The 22,921-nt window shown below is 53.9% G+C and carries 23 protein-coding genes; 18 read left to right on the top strand and 5 right to left on the bottom strand.

Going from position 1 to position 22,921, the window contains the following annotated elements:
- From R8G34_12915 to R8G34_12835, 17 genes are all read left to right on the top strand, one after another.
- On the top strand, window positions 1–1,056 hold the full coding sequence (locus R8G34_12915) for a sugar phosphate isomerase/epimerase family protein (protein MDW3223766.1): 1,056 nt from the start codon (window positions 1–3) through the stop codon (window positions 1,054–1,056).
- The gene (locus R8G34_12910) at window positions 1,056–2,195 is read left to right on the top strand and encodes a Gfo/Idh/MocA family oxidoreductase (protein MDW3223765.1); all 1,140 of its coding nucleotides are present in this window, start codon (window positions 1,056–1,058) and stop codon (window positions 2,193–2,195) included. Before R8G34_12915 ends, R8G34_12910 begins: the two co-directional genes overlap by 1 nt.
- Window positions 2,196–2,682: 487 nt before the next feature.
- A complete protein-coding gene (pcaF, locus tag R8G34_12905) occupies window positions 2,683–3,888 on the top strand; it encodes a 3-oxoadipyl-CoA thiolase (protein ID MDW3223764.1) in 1,206 nt (401 codons plus the stop codon).
- Between the two features lie 30 nt (window positions 3,889–3,918).
- Complete coding sequence (gene paaA / locus R8G34_12900; GenBank protein MDW3223763.1) at window positions 3,919–4,911, top strand: 1,2-phenylacetyl-CoA epoxidase subunit PaaA; 993 nt, start codon at window positions 3,919–3,921, stop codon at window positions 4,909–4,911.
- A gap of 3 nt (window positions 4,912–4,914) precedes the next feature.
- Window positions 4,915–5,229: a 1,2-phenylacetyl-CoA epoxidase subunit PaaB gene (gene paaB / locus R8G34_12895; protein MDW3223762.1), complete on the top strand. Its 315-nt coding sequence runs from the start codon at window positions 4,915–4,917 to the stop codon at window positions 5,227–5,229.
- A gap of 29 nt (window positions 5,230–5,258) precedes the next feature.
- On the top strand, window positions 5,259–5,981 hold the full coding sequence (gene paaC, locus R8G34_12890; protein ID MDW3223761.1) for a 1,2-phenylacetyl-CoA epoxidase subunit PaaC: 723 nt from the start codon (window positions 5,259–5,261) through the stop codon (window positions 5,979–5,981).
- Window positions 5,945–6,442, top strand: a complete 498-nt coding sequence (gene paaD, locus R8G34_12885; protein MDW3223760.1) for a 1,2-phenylacetyl-CoA epoxidase subunit PaaD — start codon at window positions 5,945–5,947, stop codon at window positions 6,440–6,442. Before paaC ends, paaD begins: the two co-directional genes overlap by 37 nt.
- A complete protein-coding gene (locus tag R8G34_12880; protein MDW3223759.1) occupies window positions 6,443–7,507 on the top strand; it encodes a 2Fe-2S iron-sulfur cluster-binding protein in 1,065 nt (354 codons plus the stop codon).
- Between the two features lie 9 nt (window positions 7,508–7,516).
- Window positions 7,517–9,556, top strand: a complete 2,040-nt coding sequence (paaZ, locus tag R8G34_12875) for a phenylacetic acid degradation bifunctional protein PaaZ (GenBank protein ID MDW3223758.1) — start codon at window positions 7,517–7,519, stop codon at window positions 9,554–9,556.
- Window positions 9,546–10,325 carry a PaaX family transcriptional regulator C-terminal domain-containing protein gene (locus tag R8G34_12870; GenBank protein MDW3223757.1) on the top strand — a complete coding sequence of 260 codons (780 nt, stop codon included), beginning with the start codon at window positions 9,546–9,548 and terminating at the stop codon, window positions 10,323–10,325. Before paaZ ends, R8G34_12870 begins: the two co-directional genes overlap by 11 nt.
- Before the next feature lie 43 nt (window positions 10,326–10,368).
- Entirely contained in the window at window positions 10,369–10,983 is a 615-nt protein-coding gene (locus tag R8G34_12865; protein MDW3223756.1) for a ribonuclease D, read from the top strand.
- On the top strand, window positions 10,980–11,942 hold the full coding sequence (locus R8G34_12860) for a KpsF/GutQ family sugar-phosphate isomerase (GenBank protein MDW3223755.1): 963 nt from the start codon (window positions 10,980–10,982) through the stop codon (window positions 11,940–11,942). Before R8G34_12865 ends, R8G34_12860 begins: the two co-directional genes overlap by 4 nt.
- 6 nt (window positions 11,943–11,948) lie before the next feature.
- On the top strand, window positions 11,949–12,557 hold the full coding sequence (locus R8G34_12855; GenBank protein ID MDW3223754.1) for a hypothetical protein: 609 nt from the start codon (window positions 11,949–11,951) through the stop codon (window positions 12,555–12,557).
- A gap of 42 nt (window positions 12,558–12,599) precedes the next feature.
- Window positions 12,600–13,052, top strand: coding sequence for a lipopolysaccharide transport periplasmic protein LptA (lptA, locus tag R8G34_12850; GenBank protein MDW3223753.1), 453 nt, complete (start codon window positions 12,600–12,602; stop codon window positions 13,050–13,052).
- Window positions 13,052–13,810, top strand: coding sequence for an LPS export ABC transporter ATP-binding protein (gene lptB / locus R8G34_12845; GenBank protein MDW3223752.1), 759 nt, complete (start codon window positions 13,052–13,054; stop codon window positions 13,808–13,810). Before lptA ends, lptB begins: the two co-directional genes overlap by 1 nt.
- A 251-nt stretch (window positions 13,811–14,061) precedes the next feature.
- Window positions 14,062–14,628, top strand: coding sequence for a ribosome-associated translation inhibitor RaiA (gene raiA / locus R8G34_12840; protein MDW3223751.1), 567 nt, complete (start codon window positions 14,062–14,064; stop codon window positions 14,626–14,628).
- Between the two features lie 44 nt (window positions 14,629–14,672).
- On the top strand, window positions 14,673–15,137 hold the full coding sequence (locus R8G34_12835; protein MDW3223750.1) for a PTS sugar transporter subunit IIA: 465 nt from the start codon (window positions 14,673–14,675) through the stop codon (window positions 15,135–15,137).
- A gap of 318 nt (window positions 15,138–15,455) precedes the next feature.
- On the opposite strand, the gene galE is transcribed toward R8G34_12835, so the two are convergent.
- The 5 genes from galE to R8G34_12810 form a co-directional block, all read right to left on the bottom strand.
- On the bottom strand, window positions 15,456–16,439 hold the full coding sequence (gene galE, locus R8G34_12830) for a UDP-glucose 4-epimerase GalE (protein MDW3223749.1): 984 nt from the start codon (window positions 16,437–16,439) through the stop codon (window positions 15,456–15,458).
- A 19-nt stretch (window positions 16,440–16,458) separates the two neighbouring features.
- Entirely contained in the window at window positions 16,459–17,352 is an 894-nt protein-coding gene (galU, locus tag R8G34_12825; protein MDW3223748.1) for a UTP--glucose-1-phosphate uridylyltransferase GalU, read from the bottom strand.
- Between the two features lie 246 nt (window positions 17,353–17,598).
- Window positions 17,599–18,399: a manno-octulosonate cytidylyltransferase gene (locus tag R8G34_12820; protein MDW3223747.1), complete on the bottom strand. Its 801-nt coding sequence runs from the start codon at window positions 18,397–18,399 to the stop codon at window positions 17,599–17,601.
- Window positions 18,399–19,196: a 3'(2'),5'-bisphosphate nucleotidase CysQ gene (cysQ, locus tag R8G34_12815; GenBank protein ID MDW3223746.1), complete on the bottom strand. Its 798-nt coding sequence runs from the start codon at window positions 19,194–19,196 to the stop codon at window positions 18,399–18,401. The genes R8G34_12820 and cysQ overlap by 1 nt, the downstream gene beginning before the upstream one ends.
- A gap of 969 nt (window positions 19,197–20,165) precedes the next feature.
- Window positions 20,166–20,768: an alpha-ketoglutarate-dependent dioxygenase AlkB gene (locus R8G34_12810; GenBank protein ID MDW3223745.1), complete on the bottom strand. Its 603-nt coding sequence runs from the start codon at window positions 20,766–20,768 to the stop codon at window positions 20,166–20,168.
- A 211-nt stretch (window positions 20,769–20,979) separates the two neighbouring features.
- On the opposite strand from R8G34_12810, the gene dnaK reads away from it, so the two are divergent.
- A complete protein-coding gene (dnaK, locus tag R8G34_12805; GenBank protein ID MDW3223744.1) occupies window positions 20,980–22,890 on the top strand; it encodes a molecular chaperone DnaK in 1,911 nt (636 codons plus the stop codon).
- The last annotated feature ends 31 nt before the right edge of the window (window positions 22,891–22,921 follow it).

Here is a 22,921-nt window from a genome sequence, read left to right as displayed (position 1 = left end):
ATGAAAACCATCAAAGGACCAGCTCTGTTTCTGGCGCAATTCGCAGGGGACGACGCGCCCTTTAATTCATGGAACGCGATCACAAAATGGGCCGCTGATTGCGGTTACAAAGGCGTGCAAGTCCCCAGTTGGGATGCGCGCTTGTTTGATCTGGAAAAGGCGGCCAGTAGCAAAACCTACTGTGACGAGTTCAAAGGACAAGCCGCCGCAAATGGTGTCGAGGTCACGGAATTATCGACGCATTTGCAGGGTCAGTTGGTGGCGGTGCATCCAGCTTATGACAGCGCGTTTGACGGGTTTGCCGATCCCTCCGTGCATGGCAATCCCAAGGCCCGACAGGAATGGGCCGTGGATCAGGTCATGAAGGCCATCAGCGCCTCCGCCAATATGGGCATCAAAAACCACGCGTCCTTTTCCGGTGCTCTGGCTTGGCCCTACATCTATCCCTGGCCACAACGACCTGCGGGATTGATCGAGACCGCGTTTGATGAACTGGCGGCGCGCTGGCGGCCCATTCTTGATCATGCGGATGAAAATGACGTCAACATATGCTACGAAATCCACCCCGGCGAGGACCTGCATGACGGTGTGACCTTTGAAATGTTCCTGGAGCGTGTGGACAATCACGCCCGCTGCAACATGCTCTATGATCCGTCGCATTTCGTGCTGCAATGTCTCGACTATCTGGACCACATCGACATTTACAAAGACCGGATCAAAATGTTTCACGTCAAGGACGCAGAATTCAATCCGACCGGACGCCAAGGCGTCTATTCCGGGTATCAGCCTTGGGTGGATCGCGCGGGACGGTTCCGCTCCTTGGGGGACGGTCAGGTCGATTTTGCGGCGATCTTTTCCAAAATGGCCGCCAATGATTTTGACGGATGGGCTGTGGTTGAATGGGAATGTTGTCTTAAGCACCCAGAGGACGGCGCGCGAGAAGGCGCTGAATTCGTCAAGGATCATATTATTCGCGTTACAGAACGCGCCTTTGATGATTTCGCAGATGGTGGCACAGATGAAGCGGCAAATCGCAGTATGCTGGGGATTTCATAATGGCGGATCGTATTCGCTTGGGCATGGTCGGGGGCGGCAATGACGCCTTTATCGGCGGCGTACACCGCATCGCGGCGCGGTTGGATGATCGCTATGAATTGGTTGCAGGAGCGCTGTCATCAACGCCGGAAAAAGCCCGTGCATCGGGGGTAGCGCTTGGCCTGCCTGAGGACCGCATATATGATGATTTCAGACAAATGGCGATACGCGAAGCCCGGTTGAAAAACGGCATTGAGGCGGTTTCCATTGTGACCCCAAATCACATGCATTTTGCAGCAGCGCGCGAGTTCTTGAAACGTGGAATTCATGTCATTTGCGACAAGCCTCTGACCTCCACTATGGGGGACGCGCGCAAAATGGCAAAGGCGGTTGAGAATTCTGACGCCCTGTTCATCCTGACGCACAACTATACCGGCTACCCGATGGTCCGTCAGGCCCGCGAGATGGTGGCAAACGGGGATCTGGGCGCCATCCGCGTGGTTCAGGTGGAATACCCGCAGGACTGGTTGACCAAACACGAGGATTTCAAACAAGCTGCGTGGCGCACGGATCCGGCGAGATCAGGTGCGGGTGGCTCAACCGGTGATATCGGCACGCATGCGCATAACCTTGCGTGTTTCGTCAGCGGCCTCACGGTTGAAAGCCTTGCCGCAGATTTACAGGCATTTGTGTCCGGGCGGCAATTGGATGACAACGCCCATGTTCTATTGCGTTTTCAGGGCGGCGCACGCGGGATGCTGTGGTCCAGTCAGGTCGCACCGGGCAATGAAAACGCTCTGCGCTTGCGGATTTACGGCGAGAAAGGCGGGTTGGAATGGGAACAGGAAAATCCCAACAGGCTGTGGTTTTCTCCCTTTGGCGCTCCAAAACAAATGATAACCCGCAACGGGTCGGGCGCAGGAGAAGCCGCCGCGCGCATGAGCCGTATCCCGCCGGGTCATCCCGAAGGGTATCTTGAAGGGTTTGCCAATATCTACAGCGAAGCCGCAGAAGCCATTGTAGCACATCGTTCGGGTACGCCTGTCGCGGCAAATGTGGTGTATCCAACGCTTCAGGATGGTCTGCGCGGTATGCAATTTGTAGATGCCTGTGTTCGTTCATCTGAGCGAAACGCAGCATGGGTGACTTTACCGGACTGAAACAAAATACTGACTGAGGCCGTATGCCTTGATGGACCGGAAGTCTGGGCTCGTTTAGCTGCAAGAACGGGTTTAAGATCTTGCCCACAGTGCTGTCGAGCGCCCTCGGTCGATTTGCCGTGCCTTTGCCATCGACGGCGTTGTCAAATCGCTCGCGCTTTGGAGGAGGGGTCGTTTCCGTCACCCAAGACAGCATAGGCACGGCCCAATCCAAAAAAGGCTTCGGCGCAGAGGATTTCTCAACCCGCATCCACGCCATTGCCACTCCAAAACTTAGAAGGATTGCAGTGTTGATTCCAAAGGCGTCGGATGACGGGAGTAGCGCCCTGCCACTTCTGAAGCCGCGATTTCTCTCCTTCAAGGCGCGTAGAATAGCCTCGTCGCTTTGGATAAACGTTACGGATTTTTATGACTTTGGTATTTTTGTAACATAAAGATTGAACCGAATCCCTTACGGGCTTAAGCTGAGGGCAATTCGGAGAGGTTAATGCAGGCATTCATTTGTGACGCGCAGCGCACGCCTATAGGTCGCTACGGCGGCAGCTTGTCCAGCATACGCACGGATGATCTTGCCGCAGCACCGATCGCGGCCTTGATCGCTCGGAACCCTTCTGTTGATTGGTCGCGTACGGATGACGTCGTTTTGGGGTGCGCCAATCAAGCCGGGGAGGACAATCGAAACGTAGCGCGCATGGCTGGCTTGCTGGCCGGGCTGCCGGTTGAGGTACCGGGTGTAACAATCAATCGATTGTGCGCGTCTGGGATGGATGCGATTGGCGCTGTGGCGCGCGCTATCCGTGCTGGGGATCAAGATCTGGCAATCGCAGGTGGGGTGGAAAGCATGAGCCGCGCGCCCTTCGTGATGCCCAAGGCTGATGCTGCGTTTTCGCGCGCCAATCAGGTGTTTGATACCACAATCGGCTGGCGATTTGTGAACCCGAAGATGCACGAAACCTATGGTACTGACTCGATGCCCCAAACTGCGGACAATGTAGCAGAAGATTATGGCATCAGTCGCAAAGATCAGGATGCGTTTGCAGCCCGCAGTCAAGCGAGATGGGCTGCAGCCGATGCCGCCGGAGTTTTTGGCGATGAAATCACGCCGATCTCGATCCCGCAGCGACGCGGAGATCCTGTAACGATTGACAAGGATGAACATCCAAGGCCGGGCACCACGATTGAAAAACTTGCAAAACTGCGTGGCATCAACGAACCCGATCTTTCGGTAACGGCTGGAAATGCATCCGGTGTGAACGACGGTGCCGCAGCCTTGTTGATTGCATCCGAACAAGCCGCAGAGGATCATGGACTAAGACCGATAGCACGCATTGTAGCGATGTCATCGGCGGGCGTGGCTCCGCGCGTGATGGGCATCGGTCCGGTGCCCGCTTGTCAAAAGGTCCTGGCAAGAGCCAATCTCACCATTGAACAGATGGATGTAATCGAATTGAACGAAGCCTTTGCGGCGCAGGGCCTGGCCACATTGCGAGCCCTTGGCGTTGCTGATGATGCGCCGCATGTGAACCCCAATGGCGGCGCGATCGCAATTGGCCATCCGCTTGGGATGTCCGGCGCTCGACTGGTGATGACGGCAACCTATCAGCTCAAACGTACTGGCGGGCGCTATGCGCTTTGCACGATGTGCGTGGGTGTGGGGCAAGGCGTCGCGCTTATTCTGGAACGCGTGGATTGATATCCGCGCAAATCTGAAAGGATCTGAACCATGTATGCACAGATGATCAAATCCACAGGCAAGGGGGTCAAAACCCTTGATGAAATGGAACCGGACGAGCGCGCGTTTCAGGAGCGTATCAACGCAGGCGGCAAAATCGAGCCCAAGGACTGGATGCCGGAAGGATATCGCAAGACCCTGATCCGCCAGATCGCGCAACACGCCCATTCCGAGATCGTCGGCCAACTGCCGGAAGGCAACTGGATCACCCGCGCCCCGACCCTGGAGCGCAAGGCAATCCTTTTGGCCAAGGTTCAGGATGAGGCGGGACATGGGCTTTATCTTTACTGTGCAGCCGAAACGCTGGGGGTCAGCCGGGACCAACTGACCCGGGACTTGCTGTCAGGCAAGATGAAGTATTCCTCGATTTTCAATTATCCGACCTTAACATGGGCGGACATGGGGGCGGTCGGCTGGCTGGTTGATGGTGCCGCAATCATGAACCAGGTGCCGCTGCAACGCACATCCTACGGTCCTTATGCTCGTGCGATGGTCCGCATCTGCAAGGAAGAATCTTTTCACCAGCGTCAGGGTTTCGACATCATGATGAAAATGGCGAACGGGACCGACGCGCAGCGCAAGATGGCGCAGGATGCGCTGAACCGTTTCTGGTACCCGTCTTTGATGATGTTCGGGCCCTCAGACGAAAATTCGGTGCACTCCGCGCAAAACATGGCCTGGAAAATCAAGATGAACTCGAACGATGAGTTGCGCCAGAAGTTTGTCGATCAGACGGCCCCGCAAGCGTCATACCTCGGCCTGACCGTCCCGGATGAACATCTGAAATGGAATGAGGAGCGTGGCCATTACGATTTTTCCGAGCCAGATTGGGACGAGTTCTTCGATGTGCTGCAAGGAAACGGGCCTTGTTCAGCAGATCGGATGGAAGCGCGCAACAAAGCCTGGGATGATGGTGCGTGGGTGCGCCAAGGGCTGCTGGCGCATGCGGATAAGAAACGTGCTCGCAAAGTGGCGGCGGAGTAAGAAATGGCGACCTCAGAACCCCAAGAAACAACGCAGACAAACGAATGGCCATTGTGGGAGGTTTTCATCCGCGGGCAACACGGATTGAGCCACAGACATGTTGGATCCCTGCACGCTGCAGACGCGGAAGGCGCGATCAAAAACGCCCGTGATGTTTACACCCGTCGCAACGAAGGTGTCAGCATCTGGGTGGTCGAGGCCAGCGCCATCGCGGCATCTTCACCCGAAGAAAAAGGCCCTCTGTATGAGCCTTCGAATGACAAAGTCTACCGCCATCCGACGTTTTTCAAAATCCCTGACGATGTGGGGGCGATGTGACCGATCCGCTGTTCGAATTTCTTTGCCGCATGGGTGACAATACTCTGGTGCTTGGCCACCGCGTGTCAGAATGGTGCGGTATAGCGCCTGTGCTGGAAGAGGACATCGCGCTGGCCAACACCGCGCTTGATCTTATCGGGCAGACGACGCTTTGGCTCAACCTTGCAGGTGAAATCGAGGGCAAGGGTCGGGACGCCGACGCGCTCGCCTTTCGCCGCGATGTTTGGGATTTCCGAAACGTACTGCTGGTGGAGCAACCCAACGGCGATTTTGGCCAAACGATGATGCGCCAGTTTCTGTTTGATACCTGGCACAAGGCTTGTTTGGGCGCGCTGATGAACAGCAGTCATGATCAAGTTGCAGCGATTGCAGAAAAGTCACTCAAAGAGGTGACTTATCATCTGGAACGCACCACAGACACGGTCATCGGTCTGGGAGACGGCACAGAAGAAAGCCACCAATATATGCAAAAAGCCCTGAATAGGCTCTATCCTTACGTAGGTGAATTTTTCGTCAAAGATCCCGTGGATGACGCAATGGTTGCGGTCGGTATCGCGCCCGACCCCATTTCTGTGCGTCCCACTTTTGATATGGTTCTCAATGCAGTTCTCACTGAAGCGACGCTGTCAAAGCCGGATGGGGAGTTTACGCATAAGGGTGGTAAATCGGGACAACGCCATTCCGAGCATCTCGGGCATATATTGACGCAGATGCAATGGTTGCAGCACGCCTATCCGGACGCGACATGGTGATCGAAAAACCTGATCTGCAAACGATCTGGAATTGGCTCGATACGGTGCCTGATCCCGAAATCCCTGTCATCAGCCTGCTGGATCTGGGCGTGATCCGCGATGTGCAGTGGGATGATGAAACTCTTGAGGTCACGGTAACACCGACCTATTCCGGCTGCCCTGCGACACGGATCATCAACATCGACATTGAAACGGCACTGCGGGACAAAGGGATCAATAACATCAAGCTCAAAACGCAGCTTTCACCGGCGTGGAGCACGGATTGGTTGTCTGAGCGCGGCAAGCAACGCCTTGAAGACTACGGTATCGCGCCGCCCAGAAACGCCGGCGGGCCACAGCATTGCCCATTGTGCAAATCGCGCGATGTCGAAAAGATCAGCCAGTTCGGATCGACTCCCTGCAAGGCACAATGGCGTTGCACCGCATGTCTGGAACCTTTCGATTATTTCAAGTGCATTTAAATGAGCAAATTTCACCCTCTGACCGTGACCGACATTCACCACACAATCCGCGACGCGGTTGTCTTGACATTGAAACCTGAAAACCCTGAGGTGTTTGCCTTTAAGCAAGGCCAATTTCTGACTTTCAGGCAGGATTTTGACGGCATCGAAGTGCGCCGCAACTATTCGATCTGCGCCGGTCTTGACGATGGCGTTCTGCAAGTGGGTATCAAGCGCGTGGATGGTGGTGCATTTTCCACTTTTGCAAATAGTGGTGTAAATGTCGGCGACACCCTGCAAGCCATGCCCCCTTCAGGCAGCTTTTTCACCGAATTAGAGCCGCATAAGTCGAAATCCTATCTTGGGTTCGCCGGTGGATCAGGTATCACGCCAGTCTTATCTATCCTCAAAACCATTTTGACCCGCGAACCGCATGCCACGTTCACGCTGGTCTATGCTAATCGTGCGGTAAACACGATCATGTTTCGCGAAGAGCTCGAAGGCCTGAAGAACACCTACATGGGACGGTTGACGATCATCCACATTCTGGAGTCGGGGCAAGATATAGACCTGTTCGCGGGGCGTGTTGACGAGGCAAAATGCGAGAAGCTTTTTAACAATTGGATCAACGTGGAAACGGTTGATACGGCCTTCATCTGTGGACCGGAACCAATGATGCTGGCGATCGCGCAGAGCCTCAAGACCCACGGGTTACAGCCACATCAGATCAAATTCGAACTCTTTACGGAGAGTCAGCAGGGACGTCTGGCACGACAGGCCATCAGCGCTAAGGCCAGCAATCAAAAGGGCACCGAAGCACGGGTTACGGTCGAAGGTGTCACGCGGGCATTTAACATGTCCAAAGATCAATCGGTTCTGGAGGCTGCGCTGGACAATGCACTGGATGCACCTTTTGCCTGCAAGGCAGGTGTTTGTTCCACCTGCAAAGCGCGCGTTCTCGAGGGCGAATATGAAATGATCACCAACCACGCCCTTGAGGACTATGAGGTCGAACAGGGGATGGTGCTGACCTGCCAATGCTATCCACTCAGTGATACAATTACTGTCGAATACGACACGCATTAAGGACGGATCATGCCAAAGGACACAAGCCTTCGCGATGTGCACAGTTTCGCTGCCGGGCATTGGATTGGTCCCGGCGAAGGCGCCCGAATGATCGCCAGTGCCGTAACGGGCAATCTCATCGCCACAGCCGGCAACGACGCACTCGATGTGCAGGCGATGCTGGGATATGCCCGCGAAGTCGGAGGTCCCGCGCTGCGCAGCCTCACTTTTCATGACCGCGCGCGTTTACTGAAGGCTTTGGCGCTACACCTGAAAGATCACCGCCAAGCTCTGTATGATCTGAGTTTTGATACAGGCGCCACTCAAGCTGACCACCTGATCGACATCGATGGCGGTATCGGAACCATGCTCGTTTACGCTTCAAAGGGGCGGCGGGAAATGCCGGACTGTCACGTCTATCTCGATGGGCCCGTTGAGCAACTGGGCCGGCAAGGTAAATTTATGGGCCGTCATATCGCGGTGCCTCTGCAAGGGGCCGCGGTGCATATCAACGCGTTCAACTTTCCGGTCTGGGGCATGCTCGAAAAACTGGCGCCTGCTTTGCTGGCGGGCGTTCCGGCGATTGTCAAACCCGCCACCACCACCTGCTATGTAACTGAGGCTTGCGTTCGGATTATGCTGGACAGCGGGCTCCTGCCCGCGGGTGCATTGCAACTGGTCACAGGCGGTTTGGGTGATATGCTGGACCACCTTGATTGTCAGGATATCGTCAGTTTCACCGGGTCCGCTGACACCGCGCTAAAGTTGCGCGCGAATGCGCTGTTACTGGAACGTTCAACACGTTTCACGGCCGAACAGGACAGCCTCAACGCTTCAGTGCTTGGACCCGATGCAACACCGGACACACCTGAATTTGAGTTGTTCATCAGCGAAGTGCACCGCGAAATGACGGTGAAGGCCGGGCAAAAATGTACCGCCGTTCGCCGTATGATGGTGCCGCAAGCGCAGCTCGACGCGGTCCTTGTCCGCCTCCGGGAACGATTGACCAAAACCCGAGTAGGCGATCCCAGATCGGAAACGACGCAAATGGGTGCCCTGGTGTCCAATCAGCAAAAAGATGACGTTTTGGCCAAGGCTGCACTCATAGCCAAAGAGTCGGAGCGAGTCTCTGGCGATCCGGATAATTTTAAAGCAAGAGACGCACCAGCTGAGGGCGCGTTCCTGCCTCCCATGCTTTTCCACTGCTCAGACCCGGATACGGCGCAACGCGTCCATGACACAGAGGCCTTCGGTCCGGTTTCAACACTTATGGGGTACCGCGATCTGGACCATGCGATGACATTGCTCAATCGCGGCATGGGGTCCTTGGTTGCTTCAGTGATCACAAATGACGGCGATGTGGCACGACACTTCACCATGGGCTCGGCTGCATTTCACGGGCGGCTCTATTTCAACAACCATACCTCCATGAGCGAGGCCACAGGCCACGGCGCGCCACTGCCTCATATGGTTCATGGCGGACCGGGGCGCGCCGGCGGGGGCGAGGAATTGGGCGGCATCCGAGGGGTGCTGCACTATATGCAACGCACCGCAGTTCAGGGCAGTCCGGATATTCTGAGCGTGATCGGGCAGCAATGGGTGCCGGGTTCGCAGGAGTCATCAGAGGCGGCCCACCCTTTCACCCGCAGGTTTGAGGAATTGCAGCTCGGCGACACGCTCTATGCCGGTCCACGGCAGATCACGACGCAGGACATCGAGACATTTGCGCATTTCACGGGCGACACATTTTACGCTCATATGGATGAAGATGCCGCAGCAGCAAACCCTTTCTTTCCGGGCCGGGTCGCGCATGGCTATTTGCTTTTGAGTTTTGCAGCGGGAATGTTCGTGCACCCTGAGCCTGGTCCGGTTCTGGCCAATACCGGTCTGGACAGCCTGCGGTTCATGACCCCTGTTCAACCCGGCGACAGCATTGATGTGCGCCTGACAGTAAAAGCAAAGACGCCGCGCAATCAGGAATACGGAGAGGTCCGCTGGCATGTAACGCTGACAAACCAGGAAGGCGCGAGCGTGGCGGAATATGAATTGCTGACGATGAATGCCGTCTGAAGCATTTGACCATATTACAACAGCGCTGACGAGGCCCGGCCGACATCGCGTCTGGTCATTGATCATCAGTGTATTTGGCGAGCTGGTACAGTCGGAAGGTTCTTCTATAGAGGGTCCGGTTTTGTCCGCCCTTATGGCCAGAATGAACGTGAAACCGGAAGCTGTCCGTGTGGCTTTGCACCGGTTGCGCAACGATGGTTGGATCATCTCTCAGAAATCCGGGCGCATGAGCTGTCACAGCCTGACCCGATATGGTCTTGGCGAAACGCTTGAGGCGACGCGGCTCATTTACGGCGCGCCCGCGGATATGCCAGTAGATTGGCATGTGGCTGTAACTGCCGGAACAGATAACGGCCAGCGAGACCGAATGATTGCGCTTGGATATGCGCTGGTCGCACCATGCGTTTTTATTGGAACCGGGCAAGGGTCGATAGCGGAAGACGCGCTCGTGACGCAGGCCGACAATGCACCCAACTGGCTCAAAGCACTGCTGATGCCTGCTGGCCTTACAGAGGACTACCGAAACCTCCACATCATACTGCAACAGATCGACGAGACTCTTGTTCAGGCAAACGTGGCTTTATCATCCCTTGAGGTGGCGGTATTGCGCTGTCTGATTGTGCACGATTGGCGGCGACTGGTACTGAAACATCCTGCCTTGCCGCGAACGCTTTACACCAGCGACTGGAAAGGACACGACTGCCGTGCATTGGTCCACAAAATCCTGTTGCACTATCCACAACCTGCTCTTGAGGACCTTTCGGAATAAGCGCACGCTTCCACATGTCTGAAAGGCAGGATATAGGAACCGAATGACACATACAGTTTACAAAAATGACCTGCCGGACGGCCTTGATCTCGGGCCAGTTGTGGCGATTGACTGCGAAACCATGGGCCTTAACCCACACAGGGATCGCCTGTGCGTGGTTCAGCTTTCAGGGGGGGATGGGAACGCCCATCTCGTGCAGATTGCAAAAGGTCAGACGAGCGCGCCAAACCTCTGCGCCCTTTTGGAAGACCCCAATGTCGTGAAACTTTTTCATTTTGGGCGTTTTGATATCGCCGCGATGCTGAACATGTTTGGCGCGACGACAGCACCGGTTTATTGCACCAAAATCGCCAGTCGCCTTGTGCGCACTTATACCGACCGTCATGGATTGGCCAAGTTGTTGCAAGAACTCTTGGGCATCGACATTTCGAAACAACAACAGTCCAGTGACTGGGGCGCTGATACGTTGACCGAGGCGCAGATTGAATATGCGGCGTCGGATGTTTTGTATCTGCACCAGTTGCGCGATGCGTTGAACACAATGCTGGAACGTGAAGGCCGGACGGAAATCGCGCAGGCTTGTTTTGATTTTCTGCCCATGCGCGCTCGCCTTGATCTCACAGGCTGGCCGGATACGGACATTTTTGCACATTCATGAGCATGCCCTTTCTTGAGACTGCCCGGCGGGTGATCCGCGCGGAAGCGGAAGCACTGGAGGTCTTGGCAAATAGGCTAGACTCCCGGTTTCGCGAAGCAGTGGATTTGTTACTTGATAGCAAAGGACGTGTGATCGTTACGGGCATTGGCAAGTCCGGGCACATCGCGCGCAAAATTGCCGCCACCTTGGCGAGTACGGGAACGCCTGCGCAATTTGTGCACCCGGCAGAGGCGAGTCATGGCGATTTGGGAATGATCACGAATGACGACGTGGTGCTTGCCATTTCCAATTCTGGCGAAGCCCCCGAACTGGCTAACCTTATTGTCTATTCGCGTCGATTCAATATCCCGCTGCTCGGAATCACAAGTGTTGAAACCTCCAGTCTGGGCCGTGAATGCGACGTGGTATTGCTGTTGCCCCGACTTGGCGAGGCTTGCGGCACGGGCGTTGTGCCCTCCACATCCACTACCATGACACTTGCTGTGGGCGATGCTTTGGCGATCGCCCTTATGGAACACCGAGACTTTACCCCTGAAAACTTTCGCAATTTTCATCCGGGCGGCAAACTGGGCGCGCAGCTCAGCCGCGTATCCGATCTGATGCACAGCGGCACAGATATGCCATTGGTCGCCCTCAACACGCCAATGTCGGATGCTCTGATCGAGATCAGCCAAAAGAGTTTCGGCGTTGTCGGCGTTACTGATGAAGCGGGAAGTCTTGTCGGGATTATCACAGATGGCGATCTTCGGCGGCACATGGATGGGCTTTTGTCACTTTTGGCAAAAGACGTCATGACCCGAGATCCGGTCACCATAGAGCCAGGCGCTCTTGCGGAAAAAGCCGTTGCCATGATGCAAGCGCGCAAAATTACCAGTCTGTTCGTGATCGACCAAAACAGCCCGCTGAAACCGCTTGGCCTGATCCGGATTCATGATTGCCTGCGTGTGGGATTGGGATAGGCAAAGATGAAAGTGGATCGGTATTCGCGCGCGGTGGCATGGCTTAAAGTCGTTCTGCCGCTTGCCGCCCTCGGAATCCTGTCCACCCTGTTTTTATTGTCCCGTGTTGTGGACCCGACGCAGTCCATACCTTTTGCCGACACGGAAGTACAAGACCGGCTTTTGAACCAACGTGTTTCGGGACCCTATTATTCCGGAATAACCGCTGACGGGGATCAGATCGCCTTCATCGCGAACTCCGTCGTCACACCAAATGGCTTCACCGGTGCCAGTGACGCGGATGATGTATTTGTCAAAATTGATCTTGCAGATGGCGGCACCGTAAATGTGACTTCAAACGCGGCATCCATTGATGTTGCCAAAGACATCAGCGACTTGACAGGCAATGTGGTCATCACCACCTCTTCAGGATACGTTGTAACAAGCGAGGCGATAACTGCGCGGGTAACGGAACTCGACGTCAGATCTCCGGATACCGTTTTTGCCGATACACCAGCCGGGGAGTTGGTCGCAGGTGCCATGCATCTTTTCACACCAGAGCCAAACGCGCCGGCCCAATTGAATTTCACAAACGGCGTGAAGCTGATATACCTTCCGAAACAGGTGAAAGACTAATCCGTGAAACTGTTAAAAACACTAGTAATACAGGTCTTTTTGATGACCTTGGCAACGCAGTCCTTGGCTCAGGGGACGCAAGTTGCTTTTGGCGCACTGCAGCAAGACACGACCTTGCCGGTAGAAGTAACAGCGGAAAATCTGTCAGTGGACCAGAATACTGGGATGGCAGTTTTTACTGGAAATGTAGTGGCAGCGCAGGGCGAAATGCGGCTTTCCTCGAAACGTTTGGTGGTTGTCTATCGTGAAGATACCGAAGGCATTGAACGCATGGAGGCCACTGGTGATGTTGTACTCGTGTCAGGACCGGATGCAGCAGAATCAGAACGCGCGGATTACAACATTGATGATGGCATCATCGTTATGCTTGGCAACGTACTGCTGACACAGGGACCTTCCGCCTTGACGGCCGACAAGATGACCGTGCAATTGGACAGTGGAACTGCTCAGATGGCGGGTTCCGTGAAGACAATCCTTCAAACCGGCGATAGGTAGTGGCCCGCCCCGATCTTACAGTCGAACAGGGCTCGGCAGGGCTTTATGTCGATCACCTGCGTAAATCGTATCGGAAAAAGACCGTTATTCGTGACTTCTCGATGTATCTGGAACGCGGAGAAGTGGTTGCATTGTTGGGTCCCAATGGATCTGGGAAAACAACAACTTTTTATGCTGTTGCTGGGCTGGTGACACCTGAAGGTGGTAGCGTGCGCATCGATGGACAGGACGTAACTAATTTACCAATGTATCGGCGCGCGCGGTTGGGCATTGGATACCTGCCTCAGGAAATGAGTATTTTCAAAGGCTTATCTGTACAAGACAACATCAGCGCGATCCTGGATATCACCGAGCCGGACCGCCACAAACGTCGCGAACGACTTGAGGAGCTACTAAGCGAGTTTTCAATAGAGCACCTGCGCCGTGCACCGGCCCTTGCTTTGTCAGGTGGAGAGCGTCGACGTGTGGAAATCGCACGATGCCTCGCCGCGAAACCGAAGTACTTGTTGCTGGATGAACCGTTTGCCGGGGTTGATCCGATTTCGGTTGGGGACATTCGCCATCTGGTTGCGGATCTCAAAAAGCGGGGGATTGGCGTGTTGATAACGGATCACAACGTGCGAGAAACCCTCGAAATTGTTGACCGGGCATATATTCTGCATGAGGGGAGGGTACTGATGTCGGGCACCCCTGATGAAGTGGTACAGAATGAAAATGTGCGACGCGTATACCTCGGCGAAAACTTTAAAATTTTGTAAACGTTACGACGCTGCGTTAACCATTTTTTCCGCCGATGCAGCTTGCTTTTGTTTGACTCCGGGTCCGGTTTTCGGGCTCAATGATCACATGGCACGTACCAGTTTCTGTCTGAACACGCATTGGCCTCATTTCCTGAGTCCCGCAGATCATAAAGTAATGGAGTGCCAATTCCGTGATTCTGAATCTCGACCCATATGCCCCGGCATCCGGTGGTAACGGTTTTTTGAATCAAACAATTGAAGGAGACACTATGCGTTATCAAATCAGCGGCAAACAGATCGACATCGGCGAAGCCTTGCAGACCCATGTGAAAGAAGAACTGAGTGTAGCTGTTAAGAAATACGCCGAGCGCCCGACAGAAGCAGTGGTAGTGTTTTCAAAGTCGGCCCATGAATATGTTTGCGAAGCGACCGTGCATCTTTCAACCGGACTGACCGCGCAAGCAAAGGCACATCAAACAGAAATATACGCTGCATTTGACGCGTGCAGCGCAAAGATGGAAAAACAACTCAGGCGCTACAAGCGCAGGTTGAAAGATCATCACAAAGATCGGGTAGAACCGGTTGAAATCTACGGCGCGTCCTCATATATCCTCGCATCAGATGCGGATACGGAATCGCAGGAGCCAGAAACACTTCAGCCGATCATCATTGCGGAGATGGAAACAGAGATTCCATTGCTTTCAGTGGGTGAAGCGGTAATGCAGATGGAATTGGCGGGAGCGCCTGTTCTGATCTTTAGAAACGAAGGAAAAGAGGACTTAAACGTTGTTTACCGTCGCGACGATGGAAACATTGGTTGGATAGACCCGAAATAGGATCCCTGAGGGGCAAAAAAAGCCTCCTGAAATGTGCGAGATGAATGGACTTTAGTAAACTCCTCAAGCCGGAGGCGGTGAAGGTTTTGACCTCCGCTTCCAGCAAAAAGCGATTGATGCAGGACTTAGGCGACCTTGCAGAACATGCCTACGGGTTGAAATCCGATGACGTGTTGGAGGCTTTGCTGTCGCGTGAGGCGCTTGGCCCCACAGGCGTCGGTCATGGTGTGGCGTTGCCACATGCGCGATTGAACGGACTGGATGCGGTTGTTGGCGCTTTCGTTCTTCTGGACAAACCGATTGATTTCAATTCGGTTGACCGTCAGCCGGTAGACATTGCATTCGCGCTTTTTGCACCCGAAGATGCAGGCGTTGAACATTTGAAAGCACTTGCGATGGTCTCCCGGACGCTGAGGGATGCCAGCATTTGCACCAAATTGCGTGCAAACCCAATGCCGGCGACGCTGCATACCATTCTGACATCGGCAGAATCAGAACAGGCCGCCTAAAAACCTTGCGCGCAATTTTCGAACAGCCTGTTCATTGCGCCCAACTGGCATCTCCCGATCTGAATGTCAGGCAATTGCGCTACTAAAACATCTGCTCGCAAGATCAACGCGGCTGGATAAGTGAAGTTCGCCGCGATCCATTGACCGGTCACCGCTGTTTTCCCCTACAAACGCCCGTTCAACGCACATTTCATCCCTGCAAGAAGAAGACTTGCTCCGAATTCCTTAGGACATGTTGTGGAGGGTTCGTGCGTTCAAGGTTTGAAAGCCTTTAGGACACGGTCGTCTTTTGACCATATTTGAAAAGGAACACTTCTCTTATTTTTCGTAGTGGCCGTTTTGATGCCAACGCCACGCGTCCGTAATCATGTCTTTCAACGTTGATCGTGCGGGCCGCCAGCCCAGTTCTGCTTCAGCACGCGTTGATCCGGACACGAGCTTGGTACAATCCCCAGGACGGCGCGGACCTTCGGTGAACGGCACCTCGCGATTGGTAACGTCGTGAGAGTGATCCATCACTTCACGCACGGAAAACCCGGAACCCGTTCCGAGATTGAATACGCAACTGCCTCTGTCTTTTTGCAACCATTTCAGGCCTAAAACATGCGCATCCACGAGGTCACAAACATGGACATAATCCCTGATACAAGTCCCGTCCGGTGTCGGATAATCCGTGCCATGGATCGTCAAAGCATCGCGTTTGCCATCAATGGCGTCCAGCAACACGGGAATCAAATGCGTTTCGGGCCTGTGGTATTCGCCGACTTCGCCCTCTGGATCGGCACCCGCCACGTTAAAATATCGAAATATTACGTGGCGTAGCCCATGGGCTGGCTCGAAGTCTTTCAAAATATCCTCAATCGCCCGTTTGGATGCACCATATGCATTGATCGGATATTGCGAGCTGTCCTCATCAAGAACGACGTTATCCTGGTCACCATAAGTTGCGCAGGTCGAGGAGAACACGAAATTCAGACATCCCGCCGCCACAGCCGCCTCAATCAATGTAAGCGATCCGGCAACGTTGTTACGCCAATAGCTTCCCGGATCTTGCATGCTTTCGCCGACCTGGCTTAGGGCTGCGAAATGCATCACGGCAACGGGGCTGTATTTTGAAAATACCTCGTCAAGCCGGGCCCGATCCAGCAAATCGCCGCGCTCAAACGGGCCAAATTTTACAGCGTCCTCCCAGCCTGTAACGAGATTGTCGAAGGTAACTGGCGTGAAACCAGCTGCCTTTAGTGCCTTACAAGCATGCGAACCAATATAGCCCGCACCGCCTGTGACCAATACGTTATTCACTGACACTTCCTATTTGGCTTTATTCAGCGGCTTTGCCCATGCTGACAATATCGTGCAAATAGGCGGACAAGTCGTCGCGCAACTCTTCGCGTTGCAGCCCGAAAGCAACAGTGGCCTGCAGGAACCCGGACTTCGACCCGCAATCGAAGCGTTGGCCGCGGAAACGATATCCGTAGACGTCCTTGTCTTTTTGCAGCTCAGTTGCAATCGCGTCAGTAAGTTGAATTTCCCCGCCAGCGCCAGATTTCATTTTGTTCAGGTTTGTCAAAACGCTCGGCGAAAGAATATAGCGGCCAATCACGGCGAGGTTGGAAGGCGCCTCATCTGCTTTCGGTTTTTCCACCATGCCTTTAACCTTGACCATCGAGCCCATATCTTCAGACACGTCAAGCACGCCATAAGAAGAGGCCTTTTCAGGCGACACTTCCATAGCTGCGACCATGTTTCCGCCAGTCTCCGCGTAGGCTTCGACCATCTGTTGCAAACAAGGTTTTTCTGATGAGATCACATCATCTGGCAAAATCACCGCAAAGGGTTCGTCTGCAATCAAACGTCGTGCGCACCAAACCGCGTGCCCCAGACCCAAAGCCTTGTGCTGCCGCATATAGGCGATCTCGCCGCTCTCCATGTTTGTGCTCTTGAGGATTTCAAGGAGTTCTGTTTTTCCCTTGTCGCGCAATTCCTGCTCGAGCTGGGGAGCATGATCAAAATAGTCTTCCAAGGCGCCTTTGCCACGAGATGTCACGAAAATGAACTCTTTGATGCCAGCCGCGCGAGCCTCATCAATAGCATATTGGATTAACGGACGATCAACCAAAGTCATGATTTCCTTGGGCACCGACTTGGTTGCCGGCAGAAATCTTGTTCCCATACCTGCTACGGGAAAGATTGCTTTCGTCACTTTACGTTTCATCTGGAATTCCTAACCTCAGCATTAATAAAATCGACGCACTATTTTGTAATCTGATATTGCGTCAAAAACACGACTAGACCGCTAATTAAATCAATTTCACATGCGAATCTACGAAATTGCCTAAATATGGCGGGCTGCCGCCGAAATTTCCCGCATAAAGTGTATGATTTTCAAAATGGCCATTGTTCCTATGCATGTGTCTAAGTCATTTATGCAACCTGCAAGGTCCAAGACCTCGAAATCACGTCACTCCAAACCCATGTCTTCCATCATTTTTTCGATCTTTTGCACATCTTCAGGGTTGTTTAGCTCCCAAAACTGCCGACCCTTGGATGCAACCTCGACGCAGAGCACGGCGCGCCCGTTTTCCATAAATCTCAATTGCTCAAGACCCTCGAGTTTTTCGAGCGGTCCCACACTCCAGGACGGGTAAGCTGCCAATGCTTCAGGCCGGTATGCATAAACACCCACGTGGTGAAAAACCGGCGTGTCCTCCTTTTCGCGGTATTTCTGGGTCGTGAAGGGAATCACCTCTTTTGAAAAATACATGGCTTTTTGGTTTTGCGCGAATACCGCTGTCGTGCCACCAACGCGGTTTGCCTTTCGATCGGCCAGAAAACCGTTGAGCGTTTGCCCGTCGCACCTCAGTACCGGCGTCGCGATTTCCGCATCCGTTGCGTCTTTCAACCCGGCGATCAAATCCTCGATAAACCAATGTGGCGTCAGAGGCGCATCTCCTTGCAGGTTCACGACGATGTCATATCCGCCGCCAAGGTTGTGGTGCGCTTCGGCACATCGTTCAGTACCGTTCGCGCAGTCAGGCGATGTCATGACCACCTCGGCACCAAATGCCTCTGATGCCGTTCTGATGCGGTTGTCATCCGTAGCGATGACAACGCGATCGACACCATTGACTTCATTGGCAGCTTGCCAGCTGCGTTCGATCAAACTGCGCGATCTCCCGGATGCACCTCGCAACTCTGCAAGCGGTTTTCCAGGAAATCTATTGGAAGCGAAGCGAGCAGGAATCGCGATGAGGACAGACATCAGGCTTGTTTCAGTGAAACGGAAGGCGCATGGGCAATAAAGAAGGGATTGGCATAGTCTTCCTTGCCATAGACCAGCGGCGTCAGATCATCAAACCGCACGACAGAGCCTCCGGCGCCGGTCAGAACCGCATGACCCGCGGCAGTATCCCATTCCATTGTTCGGCCAACACGTGGATAGAGATCAGCCTCTCCCGTTGCCACAAGACAGAACTTCAGAGATGATCCAGCACTTTTCATATCCTGAACATTGTATTTCGAGATGTAGTCATCCGTCGCCTGATCCCTATGAGACTTTGAAGCGACAACCATCAGCGCGGAATTGTCCGACTCCGCGACCGAAATAGGTTTAAGCGGTCCTACCTCGTCTATCGCCAGGTCACCTGTTTCCTCAACCGATTGGCCAGAGGCGTCCGTATAGAACATGCGACCCTTGGCGGGGGCATAAACGACACCGCGGGTTGGGACACCTGCCTCAACCAATGCAATATTTACGGTGAAATCGCCACGTCGATGAATAAACTCTTTGGTGCCATCCAGGGGATCAACGATCAGAAATGTATCTCCGCGCGCAGAATGTGTGGCTGATTGCTCTTCTGTAACCAGCATCACATCGGGAAAGGCTGCGCGAAGTCCCGCCGATATCAAATCATCTGCAGCCTGATCTGCCTCAGTTACCGGGCTTTCGTCCGATTTCAGTTTCACATCGAAGTCATCTGAATGGTAAATTTCCATAATGCGTGCTCCGGCTTCCAGCGAAAGCTCGCGCATTAGTGTAACCAACTTGTTGTAATCAATCATAAATCACCAGTTCTACCGCTATTTTCGTGCAAATCAGTGCCCCTTATGCGCCCGCTCTGTCAGAACAGCAAGAATTCCTTGCAACTTTGGTTATTGTCTCAAAGCCCGTGAATTTCGATCAGCATCTCATCCGTGACGGCTGGACCAAAGACCTCTTGATTCTCGGTGTTCAATTGCAAAAATTTTGCTTTCGCGCTGGATTTTGTTGCTCCGGGATTTGCCGGGCGCTTTGGTCAAGGTGCCTTCAGCACCGTCTACTGGATAGACCTTCAGCACCTGAAACATCTGCCACCTTGCCGTAACCAGCAAAATTGCGCCGCTGTGGCAGCTCAATCAATGATCAACGATCTGCCGCTAGAATTCAAATCCCGCGCGCGCATCCTTGCGCCGACAAGTAATATTTGAAGTGCAGAGACGCACCACGAATACCCGGTCTTTCAGTCTGTAATCATCCAAGGGAAGAATGGCACATCTCTTCAAGTCTTGCGGTTGTCTACGCAAGAAGTGATCCTAAGTCGGCACCTCAATTATGCTTGTGAGCGGCGCGAGACGGATTGTGGCTTCTCAGGGCTTGGGCGGAGCGAAACGCCGTATGCCCAGAGGTTCGAATCATCCTGCGTTGCGGAGTCAAAGGCTAATACATCCCGATCAGTAATGGCTTCCATTCCATCAGCGCAAGTAGATCCCAAACGCTAACCTGACATACGGTCGAAAATCCGGTGCGCAGCCTCTGCGCACCGCGAAACCCGGCGCGACACGTCGGATTAATCCATGACCGCTCTGGCGCATCGAAACATTATTTGACGCGCGCAACTTCCGTATTGGACCTTAACCGAACACTCCCAACACAGGCACCTAGACGCGAAGGGCTCAATCCATTGTCTCACTGGCGAATCGCTACGACTCGGCAACTGAAAATCATCGCAGCGGGTGTTTCCATTTGTGGCCACAAAGAACCATTGAAATCTATGTCACAACACGCAAAGTCAGGTTGATTCTGCCTCCTTTTGGCAACAGCGAGGAAGACCCAAATCTGATACGGTCAACGCCGTGAAAAGCCAATCTTGCGGCGCCGCCCATCACCACAACATCCCCCGATTGCAACCAAATGGATTGTGTCTTGCCCCCACGGGTCGTCGCCCCCATGCGAAACAACCCGTCATCCCCCAATGAAATGGAAACCACCGGCCAGTCAAAACTGCTTTCATCTTTGTCCTGATGCAAACCCATGCGCGCGCCCTCGCCGTAGTAATTGACAAGGCAACATTCCGGGGTGCGCTGCAAGCCCGTCAGATCTCGCCAGATATCGAGGACAGGTTGGGGAATATCCGGCCATTCCGTCCCCTGCGGATGGTGCGGCGCGTATCGATACCCGCTCTGATCAGTGACCCAGCCATAGGGTCCCGCTGCTGTCATGCGAACTGACATGGGCTTTCCGCTTGGTGTTACCGGTGACACAAACGGCGCGGCGCGGACAACATCACGCAGAGAGTCGCGCAGGCTTTTCTGAGCGTCTGTTGAGAGGTAGGATTTGTAAATTTTAAAGCCGGATACCGACAAATACGACATGCGTTCCCTCACAACCCGAAAATTGCGCCGCAATTGCCAAAAGAATCCTATTTGAACGGGTTTCAAGAGGTTGCAGCGCGCGCGACCCCTCCTTATATACCCTCCGAACCGCATGAGGCGACCCGCTTCATGTGAATTGAGATCGGGGCAGCGGCGCCATAATGGGCCGAATGCTCCGTGTCATCGCCTTGAGTAAATGAGGGATCTGAAAATGACCAAAGTTATAGGTATCGACCTGGGAACGACCAACAGCTGCATTTCCATTATGGACGGCAGCCAGCCACGTGTAATCGAGAACTCTGAGGGCGCACGGACGACACCGTCCATCGTTGCTTTCACCGATGATGAGCGCCTTGTGGGTCAACCCGCGAAACGGCAGGCCGTCACCAACCCGGAAAACACAGTCTTTGGTGTGAAGCGTCTGATCGGGCGTCGGTTTGATGATGCAGACCTTGCCAAAGACAAGAAAAACATGCCCTTCAACGTTATTGATGGCGGCAACGGCGACGCTTGGGTCGAAGCCAAGGGCGAGAAGTACTCCCCTTCGCAGATTTCCGCGTTCATCCTGGGCAAAATGAAAGAAACCGCTGAGAGCTATCTTGGCGAAGACGTGACACAGGCGGTTATCACCGTACCTGCGTATTTCAATGACGCACAACGTCAGGCTACCAAGGACGCGGGCAAAATCGCCGGCCTCGAAGTACTGCGGATTATCAACGAGCCGACAGCAGCGGCGCTGGCCTATGGTCTGGACAAAGAACAAACACAAACCATCGCTGTGTATGACCTTGGTGGCGGTACCTTTGACGTGACCATTCTAGAAATCGACGACGGCTTGTTCGAAGTGAAATCGACCAACGGCGATACGTTCCTCGGTGGTGAAGACTTTGACATGCGCATCGTCAACCATTTGGCCGAAGCGTTCAAGAAAGAGCACTCAGTTGATCTGACGCAAGACAAAATGGCGCTTCAGCGTCTGAAAGAAGCGGCGGAAAAGGCCAAGATCGAGCTGTCCAGCGCAAGCCAGACAGAGATCAACCAGCCGTTTATTTCCATGGGCGCAAATGGTCAGCCATTGCACATGGTCATGAAGCTGACGCGTTCGAAATTGGAAAGCCTTGTTAGTGATCTGATCAAAGCATCGGTGAAACCCTGTGCTGCAGCCTTGAAAGACGCCGGCCTGTCGCCATCCGACATCGATGAGGTTGTATTGGTTGGTGGGATGACCCGCATGCCAAAGGTCGTTGAGGAAGTGACCAAGTTCTTTGGGAAAGAGCCCCACAAGGGCGTGAACCCAGACGAAGTCGTTGCCATGGGCGCTGCCATTCAGGCCGGTGTTCTGCAGGGTGACGTCAAAGACGTGGTTCTGCTGGATGTCACGCCGCTGTCGCTGGGCATTGAAACTCTCGGGGGTGTGTTCACTCGTTTGATCGACCGCAACACAACGATCCCGACGAAGAAGTCGCAAATCTTCTCCACCGCTGAAGACAATCAGAACGCGGTGACGATTCGTGTCTTCCAGGGTGAGCGCGAGATGGCATCAGACAATAAGATCCTCGGTGCATTCAATCTTGAAAGCATCCCACCAGCGCCACGTGGCATGCCTCAGATTGAAGTAACATTCGATATTGATGCAAATGGTATCGTATCTGTCGGCGCCATGGATAAAGGTACCCAGAAAGAGCAGAAGATCACGATCCAGGCTTCTGGTGGTTTGTCGGATGACGACATCGAAAAAATGGTCAAGGATGCTGAAGAGAATGCAGAAGCGGACAAAGAGCGCCGCGAGCTGATCGAAGCGAAGAATCAAGCGGAAAGCCTTATTCATTCGACTGAGAAATCGGTCGAGGAGCATTCCGATAAAGTCGATCCGACCACGGTCGAAGCCATTGAGTTGGCCATCGCCGCGCTTAAGGACGAACTGGAAACGGAAAACGCCGAGAAAATCAAATCTGGCATCCAGAACGTTACAGAGGCCGCCATGAAACTGGGCGAAGCGATTTACAAAGCGGCTCAGGAAGAAGGTGAAGATGCACCACACGCCGCTGATGAACCGCGCGATGGCGATGATGACATCGTAGATGCCGAGTTCGAAGATCTCGACGACGACAAGCGCGCGTAACTTGCGCCTAACCCGGAACCACTGCATTGGC

It is taken from the genome of Paracoccaceae bacterium (genome assembly GCA_033344815.1).
In the GTDB taxonomy this organism is placed as follows: Bacteria; Pseudomonadota; Alphaproteobacteria; order Rhodobacterales; family Rhodobacteraceae; genus Roseobacter.
Note: the sequence above shows the minus strand (reverse complement) of the source record. Positions and strands in the feature narration are given on the sequence as shown.